General features: G+C 61.9%; 18 protein-coding genes. 10 read left to right on the top strand and 8 right to left on the bottom strand.

The genetic code is table 11. The annotated features are described in order from the left end of the window. Positions 1-29 precede the first annotated feature (29 nt). The 10 genes from HB681_RS23005 to HB681_RS22960 all read left to right on the top strand — a co-directional run bounded on the left by HB681_RS23005 (position 30) and on the right by HB681_RS22960 (position 11,681). Positions 30-1,178: a hypothetical protein gene (locus HB681_RS23005; RefSeq protein ID WP_213957193.1), complete on the top strand. Its 1,149-nt coding sequence runs from the start codon at positions 30-32 to the stop codon at positions 1,176-1,178. After that, on the top strand, positions 1,175-1,822 hold the full coding sequence (locus HB681_RS23000) for an isoprenylcysteine carboxylmethyltransferase family protein (protein ID WP_213957192.1): 648 nt from the start codon (positions 1,175-1,177) through the stop codon (positions 1,820-1,822). Before HB681_RS23005 ends, HB681_RS23000 begins: the two co-directional genes overlap by 4 nt. A 19-nt stretch (positions 1,823-1,841) precedes the next feature. Then, a complete protein-coding gene (locus HB681_RS22995) occupies positions 1,842-2,711 on the top strand; it encodes a sterol desaturase family protein (protein ID WP_213957191.1) in 870 nt (289 codons plus the stop codon). Positions 2,712-2,725: 14 nt separating this feature from the next. Next, positions 2,726-3,559, top strand: coding sequence for a sterol desaturase family protein (locus HB681_RS22990; protein WP_213957190.1), 834 nt, complete (start codon positions 2,726-2,728; stop codon positions 3,557-3,559). A gap of 317 nt (positions 3,560-3,876) precedes the next feature. Further along, positions 3,877-4,428 carry a GspH/FimT family pseudopilin gene (locus tag HB681_RS22985; protein ID WP_213957189.1) on the top strand — a complete coding sequence of 184 codons (552 nt, stop codon included), beginning with the start codon at positions 3,877-3,879 and terminating at the stop codon, positions 4,426-4,428. Between the two features lie 15 nt (positions 4,429-4,443). Further along, entirely contained in the window at positions 4,444-5,055 is a 612-nt protein-coding gene (gene pilV, locus HB681_RS22980; protein WP_213957188.1) for a type IV pilus modification protein PilV, read from the top strand. A 23-nt stretch (positions 5,056-5,078) separates the two neighbouring features. Next, the gene (locus tag HB681_RS22975) at positions 5,079-5,996 is read left to right on the top strand and encodes a PilW family protein (protein ID WP_213957309.1); all 918 of its coding nucleotides are present in this window, start codon (positions 5,079-5,081) and stop codon (positions 5,994-5,996) included. Between the two features lie 29 nt (positions 5,997-6,025). After that, the gene (locus HB681_RS22970; RefSeq protein ID WP_213957187.1) at positions 6,026-6,577 is read left to right on the top strand and encodes a PilX N-terminal domain-containing pilus assembly protein; all 552 of its coding nucleotides are present in this window, start codon (positions 6,026-6,028) and stop codon (positions 6,575-6,577) included. Continuing rightward, on the top strand, positions 6,574-11,214 hold the full coding sequence (locus HB681_RS22965; protein WP_213957186.1) for a PilC/PilY family type IV pilus protein: 4,641 nt from the start codon (positions 6,574-6,576) through the stop codon (positions 11,212-11,214). The genes HB681_RS22970 and HB681_RS22965 overlap by 4 nt, the downstream gene beginning before the upstream one ends. Before the next feature lie 8 nt (positions 11,215-11,222). Next, positions 11,223-11,681 carry a type IV pilin protein gene (locus tag HB681_RS22960; protein WP_213957185.1) on the top strand — a complete coding sequence of 153 codons (459 nt, stop codon included), beginning with the start codon at positions 11,223-11,225 and terminating at the stop codon, positions 11,679-11,681. Positions 11,682-11,725: 44 nt separating this feature from the next. On the opposite strand, the gene HB681_RS22955 is transcribed toward HB681_RS22960, so the two are convergent. The 8 genes from HB681_RS22955 to moaC all read right to left on the bottom strand — a co-directional run bounded on the left by HB681_RS22955 (position 11,726) and on the right by moaC (position 20,894). Then, positions 11,726-12,364: a GNAT family N-acetyltransferase gene (locus tag HB681_RS22955; RefSeq protein ID WP_213957184.1), complete on the bottom strand. Its 639-nt coding sequence runs from the start codon at positions 12,362-12,364 to the stop codon at positions 11,726-11,728. A 119-nt stretch (positions 12,365-12,483) separates the two neighbouring features. Beyond that, positions 12,484-16,854: a PilC/PilY family type IV pilus protein gene (locus HB681_RS22950; protein WP_213957183.1), complete on the bottom strand. Its 4,371-nt coding sequence runs from the start codon at positions 16,852-16,854 to the stop codon at positions 12,484-12,486. Further along, positions 16,737-17,414 (bottom strand): hypothetical protein, encoded by a 678-nt coding sequence (locus HB681_RS22945; RefSeq protein ID WP_213957182.1) that lies wholly within the window; start codon positions 17,412-17,414, stop codon positions 16,737-16,739. Before HB681_RS22945 ends, HB681_RS22950 begins: the two co-directional genes overlap by 118 nt. Then, positions 17,408-18,577, bottom strand: coding sequence for a PilW family protein (locus HB681_RS22940; protein WP_213957181.1), 1,170 nt, complete (start codon positions 18,575-18,577; stop codon positions 17,408-17,410). Before HB681_RS22940 ends, HB681_RS22945 begins: the two co-directional genes overlap by 7 nt. A gap of 17 nt (positions 18,578-18,594) precedes the next feature. Beyond that, a complete protein-coding gene (gene pilV / locus HB681_RS22935; protein WP_213957180.1) occupies positions 18,595-19,065 on the bottom strand; it encodes a type IV pilus modification protein PilV in 471 nt (156 codons plus the stop codon). Between the two features lie 12 nt (positions 19,066-19,077). Next, on the bottom strand, positions 19,078-19,716 hold the full coding sequence (locus HB681_RS22930; protein WP_213957179.1) for a GspH/FimT family pseudopilin: 639 nt from the start codon (positions 19,714-19,716) through the stop codon (positions 19,078-19,080). Next, complete coding sequence (locus HB681_RS22925; RefSeq protein WP_345944729.1) at positions 19,716-20,165, bottom strand: type IV pilin protein; 450 nt, start codon at positions 20,163-20,165, stop codon at positions 19,716-19,718. The genes HB681_RS22930 and HB681_RS22925 overlap by 1 nt, the downstream gene beginning before the upstream one ends. Positions 20,166-20,390: 225 nt before the next feature. Further along, positions 20,391-20,894: a cyclic pyranopterin monophosphate synthase MoaC gene (gene moaC / locus HB681_RS22920; protein ID WP_213957178.1), complete on the bottom strand. Its 504-nt coding sequence runs from the start codon at positions 20,892-20,894 to the stop codon at positions 20,391-20,393. Positions 20,895-21,018 lie beyond the last annotated feature (124 nt).

Here is a 21,018-nt window from a genome sequence, read left to right as displayed (position 1 = left end):
CAAGTGCCCTTTTTTAATTGAAATATGGTATGCATCTCGCAGCCCTCGACGCGCAACCTGCCGTGAATGGTGCGGGCGCTCATGGAAATCTCTTCGGACCTATCGCCGACATGATGTTGCTTGGCGGGGGCTCTGCGATCGCATTTGCAGGGCTGAGAATCGTGGATTTAACCAGCTCGCAGTACGCCACGCTCGCGCTTGTTATGTGGGTGCTTGCGAATATCGTTAATCATCCCCATTTCATACATTCGTATCAATTGTTCTATTCTTTGAAGGCGGGTATTGACGCGCCGGATGCGCCGACCACGTACAAGCGCATGTGGTGCATTGCGGCCTACCTTGTCCCAGGACTACTTGCTGCGTTGCTTTCAATTGCTATCTTTTTTTGGGCAAAAGGAAGCAACGTAGTCATCGCCGGCGCAATTAACCTGACTGGTTTTTTGGTCGGCTGGCACTATGTCAAGCAAGGATTCGGAATGGCAATGTTGTATGCGGCCGTCAAGAAATGCTATTGGCCACATTCTGTAAGACGGGCGCTGCTAGGCAATGCATATGTGTGTTGGGCTGCGGCTTGGGCAATCGCAAATAATGGCGCGGTCGGAAGCGACTTCTGGGGGTTTTTCCAGTTGCAGGTGAGTTTGCCATGGTGGGTGACTGGGCTTGCTTGTCTCGCCGCGGGGGCCACCACTCTGTGGTGCTCAGTCGAAGTTATTTCAACATTCAAGCAATGGCGAGACTCGGGTCTTACTTGCGGCCAGCTTCCTGTATGCGGGATTTTTGCATACGCTGTGACACTATATCTGTGGACAGTGTTTTCCTGGGCAATTCCCTCTTATCTCCTTGTAATTCCGTTTTTTCATTCGCTGCAATATATGGCGGTAGTGTGGCGTGTCAAGATTAACGAGAATAAAAACGGAAACGAAAGTAAAACGCGGTTAGGCTTGATATCTTTTTTCGGCGCTACCATTTTTTATGCTTCGATCGTATTTTGGTTCGCACCAGGCATCATCGACTATTTAGGCGGAGGCGGGCTGCCATGGGAGGCCGGGGGCACATTCGTTGCGATTGCTTGTGTAACGATATTTATTAATATTCACCACTATTTCATGGACAGTGTCGTATGGCGGAAAGAGAATAAACGTTTGCAGCAGCATCTGCACATGAAATCAATGCCATGAAGAGTGACCTTCTGGAAGACTCAAAACAAAAAGTCTGGCTTGACAATCTTGCCTACTGGGGTGCGAAGGCAATTGTCGTTGCGGCATTTTCTGTATTTCTGGCAAGAATAATTCCCAGAATACTCCAGGCGCCTACTATAACGCTAGTACTGCTTATGGCTGGAGAGGTTCTTCTTGTCGTATTGGTGATCTTTGCAAAGCGCCCTACAGAAGTAAAATTTGGATTCATCGCGTGTACGAGCGCAGTTGTCGCGACATTCTACTTTTTTGTAGTCGTTCTGGATTCGGGGCAGCAATTGATGCCCGTTTGGTTCAGCGCTTCCCTTCAAGTGTTCGGAATATTGATCCAGATCTGGGCCAAAGTTTGCCTTGGCAGGTCGTTCGGTCTATTGCCCGCCAATCGTGGTATTGTTACTCATGGGGCATATCGCATTGTTCGGCATCCCATCTATCTGGGCTATTTAATTTCTCACATCGGCTTTCTCGTCGCCAGTTACAGTTTTGCGAACTTGGCCCTTTATGTGGGCTTATACGTTTTTCAAGGGATTCGCATTTGGCAAGAGGAAAATCTTCTCTGTAAGGATTCGACCTATGCTGCCTATAAAAAAAGAACGAGATATCGCCTGATTCCCTTGGTCATTTGACATGACGAATGGACCACTCGTGCAAGATTCAGTCGAATATGCGTCTGCAATTTTTTCCACCATAGTCGAGCGCGGTGTGGAGGAGGTTCGTTCGCTGCTCATGCTGGCGCTTTGCCTATTACTGGTATCGGTGATTCGTAAGCGCAGGAATTTTCGGGGAATTTATCTCCAATGTACGCCGAGCAGCCTTCGTGTCAACTGCCTTATTTACGTGCTCAATGCGCTCGTTCTTGCGATCCCCTATGCCGTTTTGGCGTCGGCCTCGTATGAGTTTGTTTTGCGTAACGGACCGCTCCTGATTAGACCCGAAAGATTTGACGCAGCACCAGCGTGGCTCGTGGTCATTGCGGCGCTCGTCTTTGTCGACTTCGTGAACTACTTCCTGCATCGAATGCTCCACACGGTGTGGTTGTGGCCAGTGCACGAGCTCCATCACAGCGACGAGCAGATGACCTGGTTCACTGAGCACCGAGGTCATCCACTGAATATGGCATTCGTTTTCGCGGTGGATTTCATGGCGTTCGCCGCCGTGGGCTTTCCGTTGTGGGCAATCGGCGCGGCGAGCGTAATAGCTTCTTACTATACTTATTTTATTCACTCCAATTTACCTTGGACTTTGGGAAGATTTGGAAAAATAATCGTCTCTCCTGCAATGCACCGCTGGCATCATGCGCGAGACAGCAGCAAAGGCAGGAATTTTGCCGGCATGTTTGCTTTCATTGATGTGTTGTTCGGCACCTTCTATTGCCCCGGGGTATGTATGAAGGCCACAGGAGTAGAGGGGGCAAAACAAAGTGAATTCTTATGGCTGTTGACTGAACCATTTATCACTCTTGCCAGAACTTGGTCTGGGCTAGTTTTAGGCCGGCGGCGATCAAGGCCTCGTTAAAAAGGCGCTGCCTCATGTCCGAGTTTTTTAAAGCCCTGACGTCCGCTTGGCTGACCTATGCGTACGACATGCGCCCCGTGCTTATTGGTGGCGTTTTCATATTGCTGCTAGACCTCACAATTTTCAAACGGAGTCTCGAAGATGTCATTGATCGGTGCACGCCGAGCAGCTTAAGGATGAACGTGATGGTCTTTGCGTTCAACTGGATCGTCATGATCCTGCCGCTGACCCTCATTGCTTCTTTCATCCACAGTTCGGTGTTCCGCTATGCGGTGGCGCCTCGGCTTATCGAATCTCTGCCTAACTGGGCAATTGCATGCCTATCGGTGTTTATGGCTGATCTGATCGCTTATTTCCGCCATCGGTTCGAGCATTCGCCTCTGCTTTGGCGCTTTCACGAGATGCACCATAGCGACGAGCAGTTGAACTGGTTTTCGCTCAACCGCTTTCATCCAGTCAATCGCGTGACCTCCGCGGTCATTGACATGATGATGCTCGCGTTGATCGGCTTTCCTATGTGGTCGATCGCCGTCGGATACGCGGTTTTCCACTACTACTCCTATCTGGTGCACTCGAACCTCCCGTGGACTTTCGGGATTTTCGGCAAGTTGATCGTTTCTCCGGCAATGCACCGGTGGCATCACGCCCAAGACGAAGAGGCTTTCGGTAAGAACTTTGGTGGACTGTTCTCAATTTTCGACGTCGTTTTTGGCACTTACTATTGCCCCGGTCCTTGCTCATCGCCTACCGGGGTAAAGGGCGCGGACAACTCGTCATTTTTAGGTAGTATGCTGCGCCCGTTCATGCCAACGCGAGCCTCTGTCACGTCCTCATCTGTCCGCGACTGACAGATTGAGGCAACGGATAGGGTTACAAGATTTCGCCACAAGACAGTCGGAAACCTCGGTTTCGGGCGGTCGACGCGGGCGCCGCGCTGACGGAAACCACGTTTCGCAGGATGCGGCACTGTCCTTTTGTATATCGCGTTCGCGTGCGCCTTGAGGCGCGCTCGGGCAGACGATGGACGAATATTTGTAATGCGTTAGTAGTCAAGTTTTCGACAAGCGGCACCATTTGGGGGGCTAAACGGTAACACCTTTGTTGCAGTCTGGTGACAATCAGACACATGTGTGACAAACGCGCAGCCCCCTCTCTCTCGTCAAGCTTGGCCTCTGCCCGGGGCGTAACGCTCCTGGAACTGCTCGTCACCGTCATCGTCCTCAGCGTCATCGTCGCCCTCGCCATGCCCAGCATGCGCGACTTCCTGGTCAGCAACCGCCTCTCCTCCAGCGTCAACGGCTTCATCGGCCTCGCCAATCTCGCACGCAGCGAAGCCATCGTCCGCAATCAGGACGTGGTCATCTGCCCCAAGAACAGCGGCAGCAACGCCTGTGTCTCCACCACCGCCTGGAACACCCATGACATCCAGGCCTTCGTGGACGTCGATGGCGACGGGACGTTCAGCGCCGGCGACATCCTGCTCAAGACGCAAGCAGCCGTCGACCCGGCCAACACCCAGATGGGCATGGACCGCTCCGCCGCCGGCGTCCTGACCTTCGGCAGCGCCGGCTTTGCCCGCGAAGCCCAGTTCTTCAAGGTCTACGCGATCTCCACGGACACCGCCTACCAGGCCCGCTACGGCCGAACGATCTGCGTCAGCAAGGTGGGCCGCATCCGCGTGGCCGACTACACGCTGACCACCTGCCCCGACTTCTGAACCGGAGACGCGGAAATGAGCCAGGCAACTCCCCACCGCAGCACACAGCGACGCGCGCGCAGGCAGCGGAAATGCCAGATCAAGGGCGCCACGCTGATCGAGGCCCTGGTGTCCCTGCTGGTCATGTCCTTCGGCCTGCTCGGCCTGGCCGGCCTGCAAGCCAGCGGCCTGACCTTCCAGAAGGCCGCCTGGTCCATGCATCGCGTGACCGACATCACCAGCGACATCGGCGAGCGCATCCGCGCCAACCCGAAGGCAGTGGATGCCGATTACCAGTACACGTCCAGCTATGCGACTGGCAAGGCCGCGACGCTGACCAAGCTCAACTGCCGCACCACCGGCGCATGCACCGCCTCGCAGACCGCCGCGGACGACCTCGCCGACCTGCTGCTGAAAGCACAGACCCTGCTGCCGCAGGGCTCCATGCAGATCACGGGCACGGTGGCAGGCGGCTTCGTGGTCACGTCGATGTACATGGACAAGGACTTCCTGACCACTGCCGGCACCCTCGACCAGACCGCGACATGCACCGCCACCACCACCGGCATCGACGCGCGCAATTGCTGTCCCGCTGCGGCGGCAGCCCCTGCGGGCGTGCGCTGCCGCAACTTCACGATCGTCCCGTGAACGCAGCAGCAGCGAAGCCAGCCATGCGCCCTCTTCCCCTCACCCACATCCGTCGCTCCCGCGAGCAACAGCGCGGCGTCACCCTGGTCGAGCTGATGGTCGGCCTGACCATCGGCCTGATCCTGGTCATCATCGCGTCGGCCGTCTACCTCTATTCCAAGCAGTCGTACAACGCCGTCTCCGAGAACTCGCAGATGGAGGAGAACGGCCGCTTCGCGATCAACCTGCTGACGAAGTCGATCCAGAGCGCCGGCTTCGCGATGGTGGACCCGACAGCGCCCGGCCCCACGCTGCCGCTCGGCGACAAGCTCGCAGGCTGCGACTTCGGCTATGTGAACGCCAGCTCCAGCGCTGCCTTGACGACGGCCGACCTGGCATGCCGAACCTCCACGCCCGCAGGCCAGCGACCCTCGGCGTCGATCTTCACGCGCTACGAGACCGACACGCCCGCCTCCAGCGGTGGCCGGCAACAGGGCTTCGATTGCACCAGCGGCGCAGCCGCAAGCAAGCAGCTCCCGGGCGCCGTGCAGACCTACGAAGTCCGCTCCTATTTCTTCGTCTCGCAGGTCAACGTGCAGACGCCGAGCGGCACTCGGTCGATGGGCCAGCTCGGCTGCGCGTCCGACGCCACGCCGGTGCTCAACGGCGTGCCGGTCGGCCTTGTGCTGCGCAGCCAGCCGATGGTGCCGGGCATCGAGCAACTGGCCTTCAACTACATCTCGACGGCGGGCAAGGTGGTGCCCATCCCGGCCAGCGCGCCGGACTGGCAAAACATCGCCGCCGTCGACGTCTGCGTGCTGGCCCGCACCATCCAGGCCTCGGGCAACGACACCGGAACCAGCTACACGGATTGCTACGGCACGGCCATCACGCCCGGCCCGTCCGAGAGCTACCGTACCTACCGCGCCACGGTGGCGCTGCGCAACACGGCGGCGCCATGAACGACATGCAAGTTCGACCCACAGGGGCCATGCCCCGCAGCCGCGCACAGAGGCGCCAGCGCGGCATCTCGCTGTTCCTGGTGATGATGTTCCTCATCATCCTGAGCATCCTCGGCATCACCGCCATCCAGAGCTCCTCGCTCTCGGCGCGCATCGCCGGCAACGAGGCCGACCGCACGCTGGCCTTCCAGGCGGCCGAGTCGGCGCTGCGCGATGCGGAGAAGGACATCAAGGGCGCATGCGTCGCCCCCGCCTGCCGCTCGACACCCATCGCCCCGGAAACCGCAGACCAGTTCGACTCCACCTGCGCGCTGGGCCTGTGCCTGCCCGATGCCACGACGCCCGTCTGGGAGCTGAAGGACAACTGGAGCATCGCGGGCCGCGCCGCCACCTATGGCGACTACACGGGTGCAAAGGCGCTGCCCGCCGTGGCCCAACAGCCGAAGTACCTCATTGAGTACTTCAAGCTCGGCGAGTCCTTCGTCTACCGCGTCTCGGCCACCGGCTATGGCGCCATCGGCCCCAGCAACAACCCGACGACGCATGTCCTGCTGCAAACCACCGTGAAGGCCCTGAAATGAACGCACGCATCCTGAACCGATGGCTCATGCGTGCGATCGGCGCGATGGTGCTGCTGGCCGCGGGCCTTTTCGCGACCTCGGCCTCCGCCGTCAACCTCACGCCCTTGCCCCCGTACCTCACGGAGACCAAGGGCTCGCCGATGGTGATGCTGAACCTGTCGCGGGACCACCAGCTTTCCTACAAGGCGTACAACGAGTTCTCCGACCTCGACGGCGACGGCGTCATCGAGACCCAGTACAGCCACACCTACAAGTACTACGGCTACTTCGACAACCAGCGCTGCTACACCTACGACACGGGCGCCAACTACTACGTGCCGACACGCAAGGTCGATGCCACCAACTATTGCAACTACGGCGGCGCCCTCGCCAACGAGTGGAGCGGCAACTTCCTCAACTGGGCCACCATGACGCGGATGGACGTGATCCGCCGCATCCTCTATGGCGGCATGCGTTCCAACGGCGCTGCGTCGACGACCATCCTGGAGCGCGCGCACCTGCCGACCGACGCGCATGCCTTCGCCAAGTACTACAACGCCAACGATATCGCGAAGCTCACGCCCTACTCAGGCACCAGCGAGATCACCATCTGCAATGCGACGTTCCGCAACGGCACCCTGCAGTATTCGCATGACCTGCCCGGCCCGCCGGCCATGCTGGTGGCCAAAGGCAACTACTCCCTCTGGAACTCCAACGAGCGCTGGCAGTGCTACTGGTCCGAAGACAAGCCTGCCAACAACGGCAACAACCCGGCCGTCACGGGGCTGAACGCCGCCGGCAGCAACCCCTCGCGCGGCGCCGGCGGCCAAGCCCTGGGGCCGGGCGGCAGCGGGCTCAATCCGGGCACCTACACGGTCAGGGTGCAAGTCTGCAAGACCGGGCTGGACCTGACCGATCCGACCAAGCCCGACTCGTGGACTTTCACCGACGACGAAAAGAACCGCTGCAAGCTCTACCCCAACGGCAACTACAAGCCGGTCGGGCTGCTACAGAAGTACGGTGAGCGCAACGAGGCCGGATTCGGCCTGATGACCGGCAGCTATCAAAAGAACATCTCGGGCGGCGTGCTGCGCAAGAACATCGCGCCATTCGCGCCGGAAGTGGACCTTCCCTCCGGCAATTTCACCGGCGTCGACGGCATCGTCTCGACGCTCGACAAGCTGCGCATCTATGGCTACGACTACGACCAAGGCTACTACCTCAGCGCCGACCAGTGCGACTATGGAATGATCGGGCTGGTGGAGGGGCGCTGCGGAAGCTGGGGCAACCCGATCGGCGAGATGTACCTGGAGTCGCTGCGCTACATGGCGGGCGCGGCGCCCACGGGCGCCTTCAACACCAGCGGCGGCAAGGATGCTGCCCTGGGCCTGACGGTCGCCACCTGGACCGACCCGTTCGCGGACAGCACCGTCGCCACCTTCGGCGCGGTGAGTTGCAGGCGCTCCAGCGTGGTCAACTTCAATGCCAGCGTCAGCTCCTACGACAACGACCAATGGAGCAGCGCGACCGGCGTGAAGGGGCTGACCGAAGGCATGGTCTCCACGCTCACCAACGACATCGGCGCGGCCGAGGGCCTCTACGCGACGGGCAAGAAGTGGACGGTCGGCCGCACCACCGGCGACACCAACAACCTGTGCAGCGACAAGACCATCACCGCCCTCGCCGACAGCGTCGGCATCTGCCCGGAGGCGCCGACCGGCTACGGCGGCTTCCTCATGGCGGGCGCCGCGCAATATGCGCACACCAACCGCATCCGGGACACCACGCCGCCGCTGGGCACGATCTTCACGGACGCTTTCAAGGTCGACACCTACGGCGTGGCGCTGGCCACCTCCACGCCGCGCATCCAGATCCCGGTGCCCAACCAGGCCGGCAAGTTCGTCGTGATCCAGCCGGCCATGCGCCTGTTTTCCGGCACCGGTGGCGCGGGCGCGCTGGTCGATTTCCGCGTGGTCAGCCAGACGCCCACGAACGGCAAGTTCGTGGTGCAGTGGGAAGACTCGGAACAGGGCGGCGACTACGACCAGGACATGTGGGGCACGCTGGAGTACAGCGTGGCCAACGGCAAGATCACTGTCACGACCTATGCGGCCTACAACTCGACGCCGTATGCGATGGGCTTCGGCTATGCCATCGGGGGCACCGACAGGGACGGCGTGCACATGCACTCTGGCATCAACGGCGCGGTCTACGCAGACCCGAACCCGCCGGTGACGGTCACGCCGGCCACCAACCTCAGCGGCGGCGGTTGCAACGGCTGCTATTTCCAGCAACCCGCAACGGCGGCCACCTTCACCATGACCGGCGTCTCCGGCGAAGCCCTGCGCGACCCGATGTGGTACGCGGCCAAGTACGGCGGCTTCGACCGTGGCGTGGCCGGCAACTACGCCTCCGGCTCCGTGCTGCCGGTCAATGCCTGGGACTCGAAGAAGGTCGACGGCAGCCCCGGCAGCGACGGCATCCCCGACAAGTACTTCTACGCCATCGACCCCGCGCAACTCGAGCGCTCGCTGGCCAGCGTGTTCAACTCTGTCTTCGCTGCAGGCGGCGCGGCGCCGGCGGCCGCTACGACATCGAGAACGCAGACCGGCGGCTACGTCTACGCCAGCACCTACAGCGTCAAGCCGAAGACGGTGGGCAGCCCCATCGATGCGGACAACAGCGGTGAATTCGCGCGCTACAGCTTCGACGCGAACGGCGTCGTCAATCTCACCGAAGACTGGAAGGCCGGAGCGCTGCTCACGAACGCGCTCAGCGGCCTCGGTTGGAACGGCAACCGCACCGTGCTCACCATGCGCGACACCGGCCCGGTCGCCTTCCGATGGGGCAACCTGTCCACGACGCAGCAGACCGCGCTGAACACCAATCCGGCCAACGGCGTGGTCGATGCCAACGGCTCCAGCCGCCTCGACTGGCTGCGCGGCGACGCATCGAATGAATCCGACACCGGCTACCGCATCCGCACGGCCAGGCTCGGCGCCATCATCAACTCCACGCCCTGGTACGTGGGCGCACCTGCCGCCGGCTACACCAACGCGCAATATGGCGGAGGCTACGGCGCCTTCCGCACCGGCATCGTGGCTGCCAACGGCAACAAGCAGCGGGCGGCAGTCTTCGTCGGCGCCAACGACGGCATGCTGCACGCCTTCGACGGCGCCGACGGGCACGAACTCTTCGCCTACCTGCCGCGCGCCTTCTACACCACCACCTCGGCCCCGCCGTATTCGAAGCTGACGGCCCTCACCGCCAAGGACTTCTACCTCGGCGAGTCGACCGATCGGCTCACCATGGACGGCAGCGTCATGGCCGCCGACGTCAAGGTCGGCACCACCTGGTCGACTTACCTCTTCGGCGCCTTTGGCCGCGGCGCGAAGGGCGTCTATGCGCTGGACGTGACCAAGCCCCACACCATCACGGAAACCTCAGGCGCCAACCTGGTCAAGTGGGAGTTCACGGAGGCCTCGGAGGCCGCGCCCAGCGACATGGGCTACATCACCGGCCGCACCAACATCCGCTCGAACGGGCAGCCCTTCCAGTCCGGCTACATGGCCAACGGCAAGTGGGCGGCCATCTACGGCAATGGCTACAACAGCGCCACCGGCAGGGCCGCGCTCTACATCCTGTTCGCCGACGGCCCTGCGACAGCGGGCGCGACGGGCTGGGCCGCTGGTACGGAGTTCATCAAGATCGTCACGCCGAAGGTCGCCACCACTGAGACTGACAACGGACTTGCGTCGCCCACGGCCATCGACACCAACAACGACGGCATCATCGACCGCATCTATGCCGGCGACCTGTATGGCAACGTCTGGAAGTTCGATGTCAGCAGCGCGAACCCGGCCAACTGGAAGATCGCGAACGTCGATGGGTCGAACAACCCGGTGCCGCTGTACAAGGCCACCACGCTGGTCGGCACGGTCACCACGCCGCAGCCGATCACCACGCCGATCACCACCTTCCCGAATCCGCAAGGCGGCTACCAGCTCGTGTTCGCCACCGGCAAGGCGCTCGAGTCGAACGACTACCCGATGACCGTGGCGTACACCAACACCATGTACGGCATCTACGACAAGCCGGGCATCCCCGGCACGCTGACCGTCGGCAAGACCGCCCTGGTGCAGCAGACGCTGACCGACGTGTCGGGCATCCGCTACATCGCCGCTGCCACTGTCAACTACACGGGCGGCCAGTTCGGCTGGTATGCCAACCTGCCGGTCACGTCGGAAGGCGTGGTGTTCAACCCCTTCGGCGAGGACACCAACCGCGTCAACATCCGCTCGCTGGCGCCTGCGGCGACTTCCAACGGCTGCCGCTTCGACGGCAACTCCTTCGACATGGCGCTCGACCCCATCAACGGCGTTGCCATTCCCGGCGCGGTGCCCGGCGTGACGACCGCGGGGGCCGTCGGCATCACCAACCTCAACTACTTCGAAGGCGCGAGCGGCGGCCAGTTCAGGATCCCCGCGACGCCGCCGCCCAACCCCGACGGCAGCCCCGGTACGCCCGGTGCCTGCGCGGGCCAGTGCCTGTTCCGCTCGATCATTTCCGCCGGCGACGGCACGCTGAAGACGGTCAACCGCTGCGGCGCCTGCACCGACGGCCGCATCACCTGGCGCGAGATCTTCCGCAACCGCTGATGAACACCATGCAAGCACTGCCCCATCCACATCCAACAGCTCCCGCCAGGCGCAAGGCCGGCTTCACCTTGATCGAACTGATGATCGTGGTGGCGGCGGTGGCCATCCTCGCGGCCATCGCGCTGCCGGCGTATTCGCAGTACATCAAGCGCTCCAACCGGGCGCAGGCGCGGGCCGAGGTGCTCAAGGGCGAGGGCTGGCTCGAGCGGTACTTCACCGAGAACAACCGCTACAGCAGTACGACGGGGGGCACCAGCAACACCGTGTTCGACGGCATGTTCGGCGCGGTGCCCACGAGCGGTCCCGTGCTTTACAACATCAAGCTGGACTACGCGGATGCCGTGAGATACACGATGACCGCGACGCCGGCTGGCGGGATGGCGGGGGACTATTGCGGGGTCTATACCAAGACCAACACCACGCCGCTTGCCTCGGCGACGGATGACCCGGCGAAATGCATGAAGTGATGGGGCGCGCCGGAATCAGATGCAGGGCTACGTGACATAGAGACTCAGCGAGCAGTGGAAAACCCTTCCTCCGCCCCTTCCAGCACGTCCCGTGTCCGGCTCCGATCCCGCAGCCCCACCACCGGCGCATGCGCAGGTTCTGGACCAGCGGCGCGATCCACGGCAAAGAGATAGGTCTCCAATGCGAACGGCATCGGCGTGCCGCCAATGTGCCGCTTGAAACGCAAGGTCTTCAGGAGGTGCTGCATGGCGCGGGCGTACTTGGTGCAGTAGACAGTCACGATCGCGCCATCGGGTTGGGCTGCCAGGAACGCCTTCACAGCGGCGGCGCCGAACCCCATGTTCCTGTACTCAGGTTTGAATGCAAGGTGCACGAGCACTGTCGTTGCAGCGCCCTTGCCATCCACGCCGCTTTTGGTGTTCATGAATCCAATGGTTTCGCCCTGTGCATCGAGCATCGTCCATGCCGTCAGGCCACGCGAGCCAAGCCACCATCGGGATCGAAAAACACCAACGACGATCAGCAGCATCAAGCGAAACATCCCCGTACCTGTCAGGAATCGGTCGGTGAACGCACCGTTCTCGCTACCGTCCATCATCAACTCGAACAGGAGGGGAACATCCAGAAGCGTGGCTGCTCGAGACGCAACACCCACCGCGGATTTCTTGTCTTTAACTTTCATGCGAACCCAACCCCTCGACGAAATCCATTTTTTCAATTCGCAGACAAGCGATCACCGCGGTGAACTTGGCCCAGAGATCAATACCCTGGCGTGTTGTCGATGCGACAGAGCCACGCGCGCTACTGTCCGTTCACCAACTCCCGCCACGACACGCGGCGCGTGCCTTGGCTGCTGCTTCTTGTGGGTATCGGATCTTGATGCTGCTTGCCATTCGACAAATTGGTCCAGCTGAAGGTCTTGCCCGTTGTCGATCTACCGAGGATCGGGGTGCTGGCCAATGCAGTCGTGCCGCCATACGACAGCATGCCGCCGGCATTGCTGGCGCCCGCTACCGTGAGTCCGCTGGCGTAGTCGACGTAGTTGAGATAGCTGACACCGCCGATGTTGCAGGCGCTAGAGTTGTTCGGGATGTTGGACGTGAATACCAAAGTTCCGAGCTGCAGTTGCAGATCGGTGTTGATGCGTTCGCCGGTCTCGGGCATATCTTCATACCAGCCGTACATCGCGGTCAGGTTGGTCGCGGCGCTGATCGTCGACGCGACCGTCCGTACGTTGGCGGTGCTGTCAGTCAGGGTTTGCTTCACGAAGCAGTTGGTCACCGACGTGTTGTTGCAAGTCTTTGAGCGCGGACTGCCGTAAATGCCCGTGGTCGCCGTGCTGGTCGTCAGCGGATCCTTGATGGCATAAAGCGTTTGCACCTGCGTACTGGTGACGTCGGGCAGGCTCAGGTAGCTGCCCGTGCCTACGAAGACCAGGGCGTTGGCGCCGCTCATGCCCAACTGCGGGGTGGACGTGATCGGTTGCCGGTTGCCGCTCGAATCTGCCAGGGTCGCAAGCAGTTGCACACTGGCCGCGCCCGTGCCGTCGCCCTTGAGTGCACTGATGTCGAAACGCCAGAGGTTGCCAAACAGGTCACCGCCATAGACACGTGGCGACGTGTTGTTTGCAGCAGTGCCCTGGAAGGCCGCGATCTTTGCCAGGCCGCTCGGACATGGTGAGGCAGAGCAGCCGGTGACGGCGGCGCCGGTCGCCGAACTGCCGACCCCGGTGTCGATCTTCTTGATGATGGCGCCTGTCTGCGCATTCAGTACCCACAGGATGCCGTGGCCGGTACCCGCGCCGGTCCCCCCCGATACCGGATAAGTGACGTTGTCATAGCCGGAAGTGACAAGTGCCACCCAGGTACCGTCCGACAGCTTGGTCATGACCGGTGCGCCGTAGCTGTAGCCGAGGTCCGCATCCCTGATGTAGGGCGCTGCTTTGGACGTGTCGTTGGTGAACTCCCACAGGACCGATGGGGATGCGGGATTGGTCACGTCGAGGGCGTAGTAGCCGCGCCCGCCCGCTGCGAGTCCACCGACCAGGATGGTGTGCCAGCCATCGTTGAACTGCACATCCGCCACCTGGGGCGAACCGTCCACATAGAACTGGTGGTTCGACGCGTAGTTCTTGTCTGCCAGCTTGTAGAGGTTGGGCAGGACCATCGAGGGGATATATGCCCACGACTCGGCGCCGGTGCTGGAGTTGAACGCATGCAACATGCCATCGTTGGCACCGACGTAGACCATGCCCTGGCGCGAGGCGTTGGTTGACTTGAAGGTGGCATAACCGCTGTCAATGTATGCATAGCCCGGCGCCTGCACGTAAGCCGCCTGCGAATCGACGATGTCTCCAAGGACGTGCGTGCGCTGGAAGTAGTAGGTGCTGGAATCCGGGCCTTCGTTGGTGCGATCGCCGCGCAGGTAATTCACAAGGTTGATGCCGCCGGCGCCCGCCGTGGTGGCCGTGCCGGAGGTCGTGCTGTCCACCTGCACGGAACTGTCGAGGCAGGTTGTGCCGGAGGCGCACATCTGCGACAGCGGACTTGTCGATGAAGCGCCGATGGTCGCGACCTGGAAGAAATTCTTCATGGCCGTCGACATCGACGACCACTGGAACGGGATCAGGCCCCCGTTGCTCGGGTCATACGTCAGGATGTTGCGCGAGGTGTACGCGAGTTGGTCGAGCAATGGCGCCGTGGACGTCTGCGCCGCGGCGTTCGAGAAGGCCGTTCCCGATTCGGACCAGTCCGCGTTCGGCGAGATGGTCCCGGTCGCGTTGTCGACGCTGTAGCGCGCCAACTCGCCATACCATTGGCCAGACCTGAAAGTCGACGCAAAGATGTAGTTGCCGGTCTGGGTCAGGTTGGCACTCGTGGTCGACAGCGCGGCGCCGCTCGACGTGGCGGAGTTGACGCTCTGGATGAAGTTGCTGAGGCCCGTTTTCAACGCAGCCGGGTTGCCGGCGCTGTAGTACGTGCCGTGGCCATTCACGGCAGCGTGCCAGAGGTCGTCGATCGTGGTCTGCGTGTCACCCACCGGTGTCGGCCAAGTGCACGTCGTACCCGTGCCCTGCCACAGGCAACTGGTGCTGGTCGCCAGGTTACCCTGCGCCACGCTGTAGTAGTCGCCGCTGGTGGCACTGCTGTAGTTCGACTGGTACTGCATCTGCCCGGAGACACCCAACCCGATGGTCGACGTGTACATGCGCTGTTGCGCGTCCGCGATGTTGTTGCTGGCAACGTCGGTGCCAAGCATGCCGCTGTTGTTGCCCAGGGCCGTCGTGCGCAGGTCGGTGTTGTAGTAGTAGGCCGCGACGTCCGCGAGCGTGTTCGAGGTCGAATTTCCGTCAAGGTACGGCCTCGACAGGTTGCTGCTCGTGCCGTCCTGGTCGCCAATCTGGCTCGAGCCGCCGATTTGCAGGTTGTCGTCGTCGGTACCCTTGTTCCAGTATCCATCGGTCGACGCAATGGTGTAGTTGCGCTGGCAGGAGTACTGCATTGGATCGGTGGTCGTTTGCCCGTTGATCAGGGTGAGTTGGTTGGCGTAGTAGCGCCCCGCGATCGACAGCGCACCGCGCAACGGCGTACCCCCGCTGGGCCGCGCCGCAGTGAACTTCCGATACCACAGGTCTTTCTGGCCCCCGCTGCCCGTGGTGATGTCGGACACGTTCAGGAAGTCGCTCTTCGTGTTGTTGTCGATGCTCATGTAGCCGAGGCGGTAGTTCGTCGACAGCGTGGCAAAAGCGATGGTGACGGCGCTCTTCGTCATCTGCATCCGCGTGCGGTAGTAGGCCCACCAGTTCGCGAAATTGGTCATCTCCTCGGCGAAGTTGCAGGTCGTGCCCGCGCAGTCGGTGCGGGTCGAGGCCTTCGCCGTCGTGTTGGGGTAGGGGTAGCTGGTGGTCGAACTCTGGATCGTCACCTGGATGTTCTGTCCGGGTATCCGGTTCGTGCCCGCGACGAATCCCGAGAATCTGGCACTGCTGATGGACATCCCCCCACTGATCGACGAGCTCGGCGTGTAGGTAATCGCACCCGCCGAATACGGCGAAACGATGGTTACGACGTTGCCGTTCGAGTTCGCGGTGTAGCCTGTGCTACCTGCGTTGATGCCGTCGGCAATGTACGACGCCACCGTGCTGGTGGTTTTCGACGATTTGGTACTGCCGCCAGTCAAGAGTTCCATACTATTGACCTTGATGCTGTTCACGGTCGAAGTGCCGCTGCCACTCACGGTCAATGTCGTCGTTGAACCTTGCGCATCACCGAGTTGGTTGGGGTAGCGAGCATAGGTGTAAGTCACGCCGTTAATGGGTGTGTCGATGCGCGATGCCTGGCATGTGGTCAGCGTGCTGTCAGTGCACCAGCGGACGTAGGCGGCAAACGGATACGCGGTCGTTGGCGCCGACTGGCTCTGGCAATTGCGCCGCGCGGATTCGGCGCAATACTCGCCTGGAACGAAGGTGCTGTAGACGGCCACGCCGGTTGCGGTGAGGTCCTGGGTGGTGCCGGAAGATGAATCGGTAAAGAGGTTGCCCGGATTCGGCGGATCGCCTGCCTTCTGCACGCCGTTGAATCCGTCATATGGCACGGCTTTCCAGGAAGAAGTATTGGCCGAGGTCTGCGACGGATAGCTGCTGCCGTCGTACTTCATCGGCGGCGAGTAGGTGGTGGCGGGGTCGTAGTAGATGCCGTTGTATCGGCTGTTGCGAATCGGCGGAACGACGCCGGTGGCGTAATTGGTCAACGAGGAGTTCTTGATGTCGGTCCCTACCGTGTCGGGCAAGAAGTCCCACGACATACTGCCCGAATCGTCGAGCACGTAGAAGATGTTCGGCTTCACCAATGTTGCCGAAGATGTTTGCAGTGGCGCGGTGGCAAGCACGGTCACAGCCGCGGGAGACTCGCTGACGGCGGCCAGGAGCACAAAGCCGCACAGCAAGGTTTGAAAGGCGACTTTGACTTTGAAAGTATTGAGCATGGGAGTCCCTCGCGTGTCGGCTGGGTTTCGTGTTGTTCGAGGTGGCGGCGGGGGCGAGTGCCGTGGTGCGTTCAAAGCGCCACGATGGTCTGGACCATGCTTTGTGTATTGCGCGGCCCGGTGACCTGGACGGTGATGCGGTAATACACCTGGCTGGCCGCATTGAGGTTGTTGCTGCCGGCGTTGCAACTGCTGCCTCCCGCGCAGCTGCCGGCCAACGCGATAGGCGGATACGAACAGGAGTTGGTGGTGAGCGTCGAATCGCCGGCCGTGGTGCACATGCGCTGGATGAAGTACGACACGGTGTTGCCGTTGTCTACGGTCGGCAGCGTGTAGGTTTTCCCCTCGCCTTTCATGCTGGCCCAGAACGCCGGCCAGGTGGTCGGCGGCGTCGCAGCCAAGTCCGGATCCTGGCGATGGGCAATATAGCCGCGGGCAGTCTGGTCGCAAGCCAGCACCGAGCTGCCTGTGCCGCAGGTGGTGGCCGTTGGCGAGGCGGTCTGCCCGTTGTTGTTCTCCAGCCAGGCGATGGCGGCCTCTACACCCAAGTCGGCGGAGTGTGTCGAGGCCTGCTGGAACGCCAGGTTGCCGGCAATGGTGTTGCTGGTGGTGACCGATCGCGTCAAGGCGACGGCCGCCAGTGTGAGCGCGACAAGAACGATAAGCGCGAGGACCACGACGATGCCGTCCTGCCGGCCGGTGCCGCGCCGGTGAAACGCTGGCTTGAGGTGGATTTTGTGGATCAGCATCCGCTTTGCGAGCCTTGCCAGACAACGTTGCGCAACGGCACGGTGGTCTGGTTGGTTTTGTATCGGTAGTTCTGCCAGTTGGTCTGGCCGGAGAGGTCGATGGGCGTCGCCGTGTTGAGCGGATAGCCGGGCGACGCCGTCGAGTTGGCGGCGGTGCCGGTCCAGGTCGGCGACGCACTGGTCGGAGCCGCCTTGTCGAAGGCCGGGCTGCGGGCCACAAGCACCAGGCGCACGGCCAGGGCGCGGGCCCAGCTGCAATAAGGTGGCAAGCCGCTGGTGTCGGCAGTGCTGCCAGGCGTCGTCTGGTCGAAGGTGTCCACGACGCCGGACATCTGCGCAGGCGAGGCTGCCATGCCGGAGGTGTCGCGGCCATACTGCGCGCGCAGGCTGACGATGTTGCCGTTGGCGGGCACCCACACGGTCGAATTCAACGGGCTGGCGTAGGAAGCCTTGCCGCAGTCGTAGGCGGTGTAGTCGCACACCGTCAGATTGCCGTTGCGCACCGCGTAGGCGCGGACCGTGAGCGTCTGGCCCAAATTGAAGATCACGCTGTTGGCGGCCATCCCGGCGGCGCCGGTCTTCACATTGAGAGTGGACGTCGAAGCGTTCACGGACGTGACCTGGTCGAGGGTTAGCGCGCAGGGCGAAGGACGCGTCGAGGCCTCGGCGAGGATGTAGTCGTTGGCAGCAAACGATGCCGGCGTCGAGACCCGGTAGACCGTGGAGGTCGACACGGCGAGGGTGGGGTCGCCTTCGGCCGGGCTGTTCGAGTTGCCGTACATCACCAGGAGCGTGTCGGTCTTTACATCGCCGGCCGGCACCTGCGCTGCAGGGGGATTGATGGTGACCGGCCCGATGCCGCTGCCATTGAGCGTGACGGCGGCATCGTTTTTCGGCTTGTAGGTAAGGCTGCAGCCCAGCAGGTTGAAGGCGTTCACGCCGTAGCCAGCCGCCCGCACGTCGCGTTCGATGCCGTAGAGGGCGAGGCCGCCGTTCATCTGGGCATCGCCTCCGCCGGTCGTGTTGCGCTTGTTGGCTTCCGACGTGGAGAAGACCTGCATGATGATGATGACCGCCAGCATGCCGATCACGATCCCGACCATGATTTCAACCAGTGAGAAGCCGGACTGGCGCGACTTGCCGATGCGTTGGTGAAGGAACATGTGTTGCACGGCTCCGGTCACTTGAGTGCCGCTTCGACGTTGTAGTTGTGCGTTGTCGCGTCCGATGCCTTCCACTGAATCGTGATCGCCACGAGGCTGCTTGGCGTCGACGTGGCGCCACCGCCCGGAACGGAGGTGACAGTGACAGTGGGCGTCAGAACCGTCGACGACGTACCCGGAAGGAATTTTGACCAGGCCGCCCACCAGGCCGCATAACCGGCCCCGGGGGTCGCCCCGCCTGCGAAGCTGGTGCTGAGCGTCGCGTAGGTGCGATCGGTGATCCACATGCGGCTGATGAGGTCGTTCGCTGCGAGTTGCGCCGTCGAGCGGTATTCGGCGGCGGCCGCCTGCCGGATCGAAGCGGTCTGCAAGCCGAGCAGGCCCACCACGCCGACGGCAAAGATCAATATCGCTACGAGTACTTCCAGCAGCATGAAGCCTGCTTGCGACGAAGCGCGGCAACGGTTGGCAGATTGGCACTTGCTCATGGTGGCGGGAATTCAGCAGGCTGTCGGGGTCGAGCCGGCGGTAAGGCTCGGGTCGCACATGCGCACCTGGCCCATCGTCGACACGGTGACGCGCAGGCAGCGCAGCGTGCCGCCGTTGGCGACACAGGAACTGGTATTGACGGGCGTGATGTCGACGGAGAACTGAGCGGCCGGCGTTGCCGGATTGACGGATGCCGTCTGCCGGCCCAGCCCGTCGAAGCTGATGACCTTCTGCGACGCCGCCACCGTCATCGAGGTCAATGCCCTGGTGGAGACAACGGGGCTGAATTGCAGGATGTAGGGCGACGTTGCGTCGCTCGGCGTTGCGCCGCACGCTCCTACTGGCGTGGCTGCCGCCGTGGTCGGCATGTTGACGACCCAGTACGGCCCGGCGGTGGCCAGGGCGCAAGTGTTGTCCGTCGTGCTGACGAACTGGAACTGGGTTGGATTGTTGCGCCGCACGGCTTCCGCGCGCGCAAACTGGATGCCGTTCTGCATCGACTCGGCGGTGCTCCGCAGTTGCGAGTTCTGGAGCCACTCGCCGAAAGAAGGGATGCTCAGCGTCAGCGCGATGGCGAAGATCGTGATGGAAACCATCAATTCGATCAGCGTCATGCCGCGCACCGACGCGGTCGAAGCAAACTTGCGCATCAGCACGACCCGCCCGTGTTCGTGACCCAGCAGTTGTTGGGCGAAGGGCTTGCCCAGCCCGAGACCGACGTCACCGTTGTCGTCTTGCTGCCCCCCTGATCGACCGTGTACTTGAAGCCTGTCATGCCCCCAGTGCCAGTCGCGGTCAGCGTATAGGCAGTGGTCGACGCGCCTGAGCAGGTGAATCCGAAGTACTTGCCCGTGACGGCCGTGGCGGTGTTCGTGCAGGTCGCGCCGACATAAGTCAAGTTGTCCTGGTAGAACTGTTCCATCTTCACCTGCTGCGAAGCCAGCGCCGATGTCGCCTCGGGGATGCGGCCGCGGATTACATAGTTCTTGTAGGCAGGCAGTGCGATGGAGGCGAGGATCGCGACAATCGCCACGACGATCATCATTTCGATAAGCGTGAAGCCCCGGGAGCGCAGTGGGGTCGCGGCGTCGTTTGGCACTTTTAAACCTTTGTATCTCAATCGTTCAATGGTGACAAAGTGTCACACGATGTGAGAGTACAGAGTGGCCGCTCGTCTAGCCGGACGCGCCTTTCGTCTGAGCGAAGCGGCGCAGGTGTGTACTATTTCGCGGGCTCCTGGGTGAGTGAATACAAACTTCTACGTGTGAGACAAGTCCGTTGCTGCGTTGCAACAGTATGTATGACGTGGGCCGCACGCGAAGGGTCACGGCGGCGAGATTGAACCCGCCGTAAAACTCCCCGACTTCCCCCCGTGCTTCTCCAGCACCCGCACCCCGTTGATCGTCATCCCCCGATCCACCGCCTTGCACATGTCGTAAATCGTCAACAGTGCCACCTGCACGGCCGTCAACGCCTCCATCTCCACGCCCGTCGGCCCGACGGTCTCCACCGTCGCGCTGCAGACCACATGCGGCGGCAAGCCGGCCTCGGCGGCGTGCATGGTGAATCCCACGGCCACGCGCGTCAGCGCCAGCGGATGGCACAGCGGAATCAGATCGCTGGTCTTCTTCGCCGCCTGGATGCCCGCAATCCGTGCCACCCCCAGCACGTCCCCCTTCTTCGCGCTCCCCGACTCGATCAGCGCCAGCGTGCTCGCCAGCATCTCGATGCGGCCGGTGGCGATCGCGACACGGTGCGTTGCGGCCTTGCCGGCCACGTCAACCATGTGGGCCTGCCCCTCGCGGTCAAAGTGTGTAAGGGAACTCATGAGTGAACATTCGGTGCGGTCGCGCATCATACGAGGCCGACTCAACAACCAGGAAAGCTGCGGTTGACTTCAATTTCCAGGCCAAAAACGGGTGTCGTGCCCGCCCTGCGGGCGCTTTGCGCCA

This window comes from Variovorax sp. dw_954, assembly GCF_018449755.1.
GTDB lineage: Bacteria > Pseudomonadota > Gammaproteobacteria > Burkholderiales > Burkholderiaceae_C > Variovorax.
Note: the sequence above shows the minus strand (reverse complement) of the source record. Positions and strands in the feature narration are given on the sequence as shown.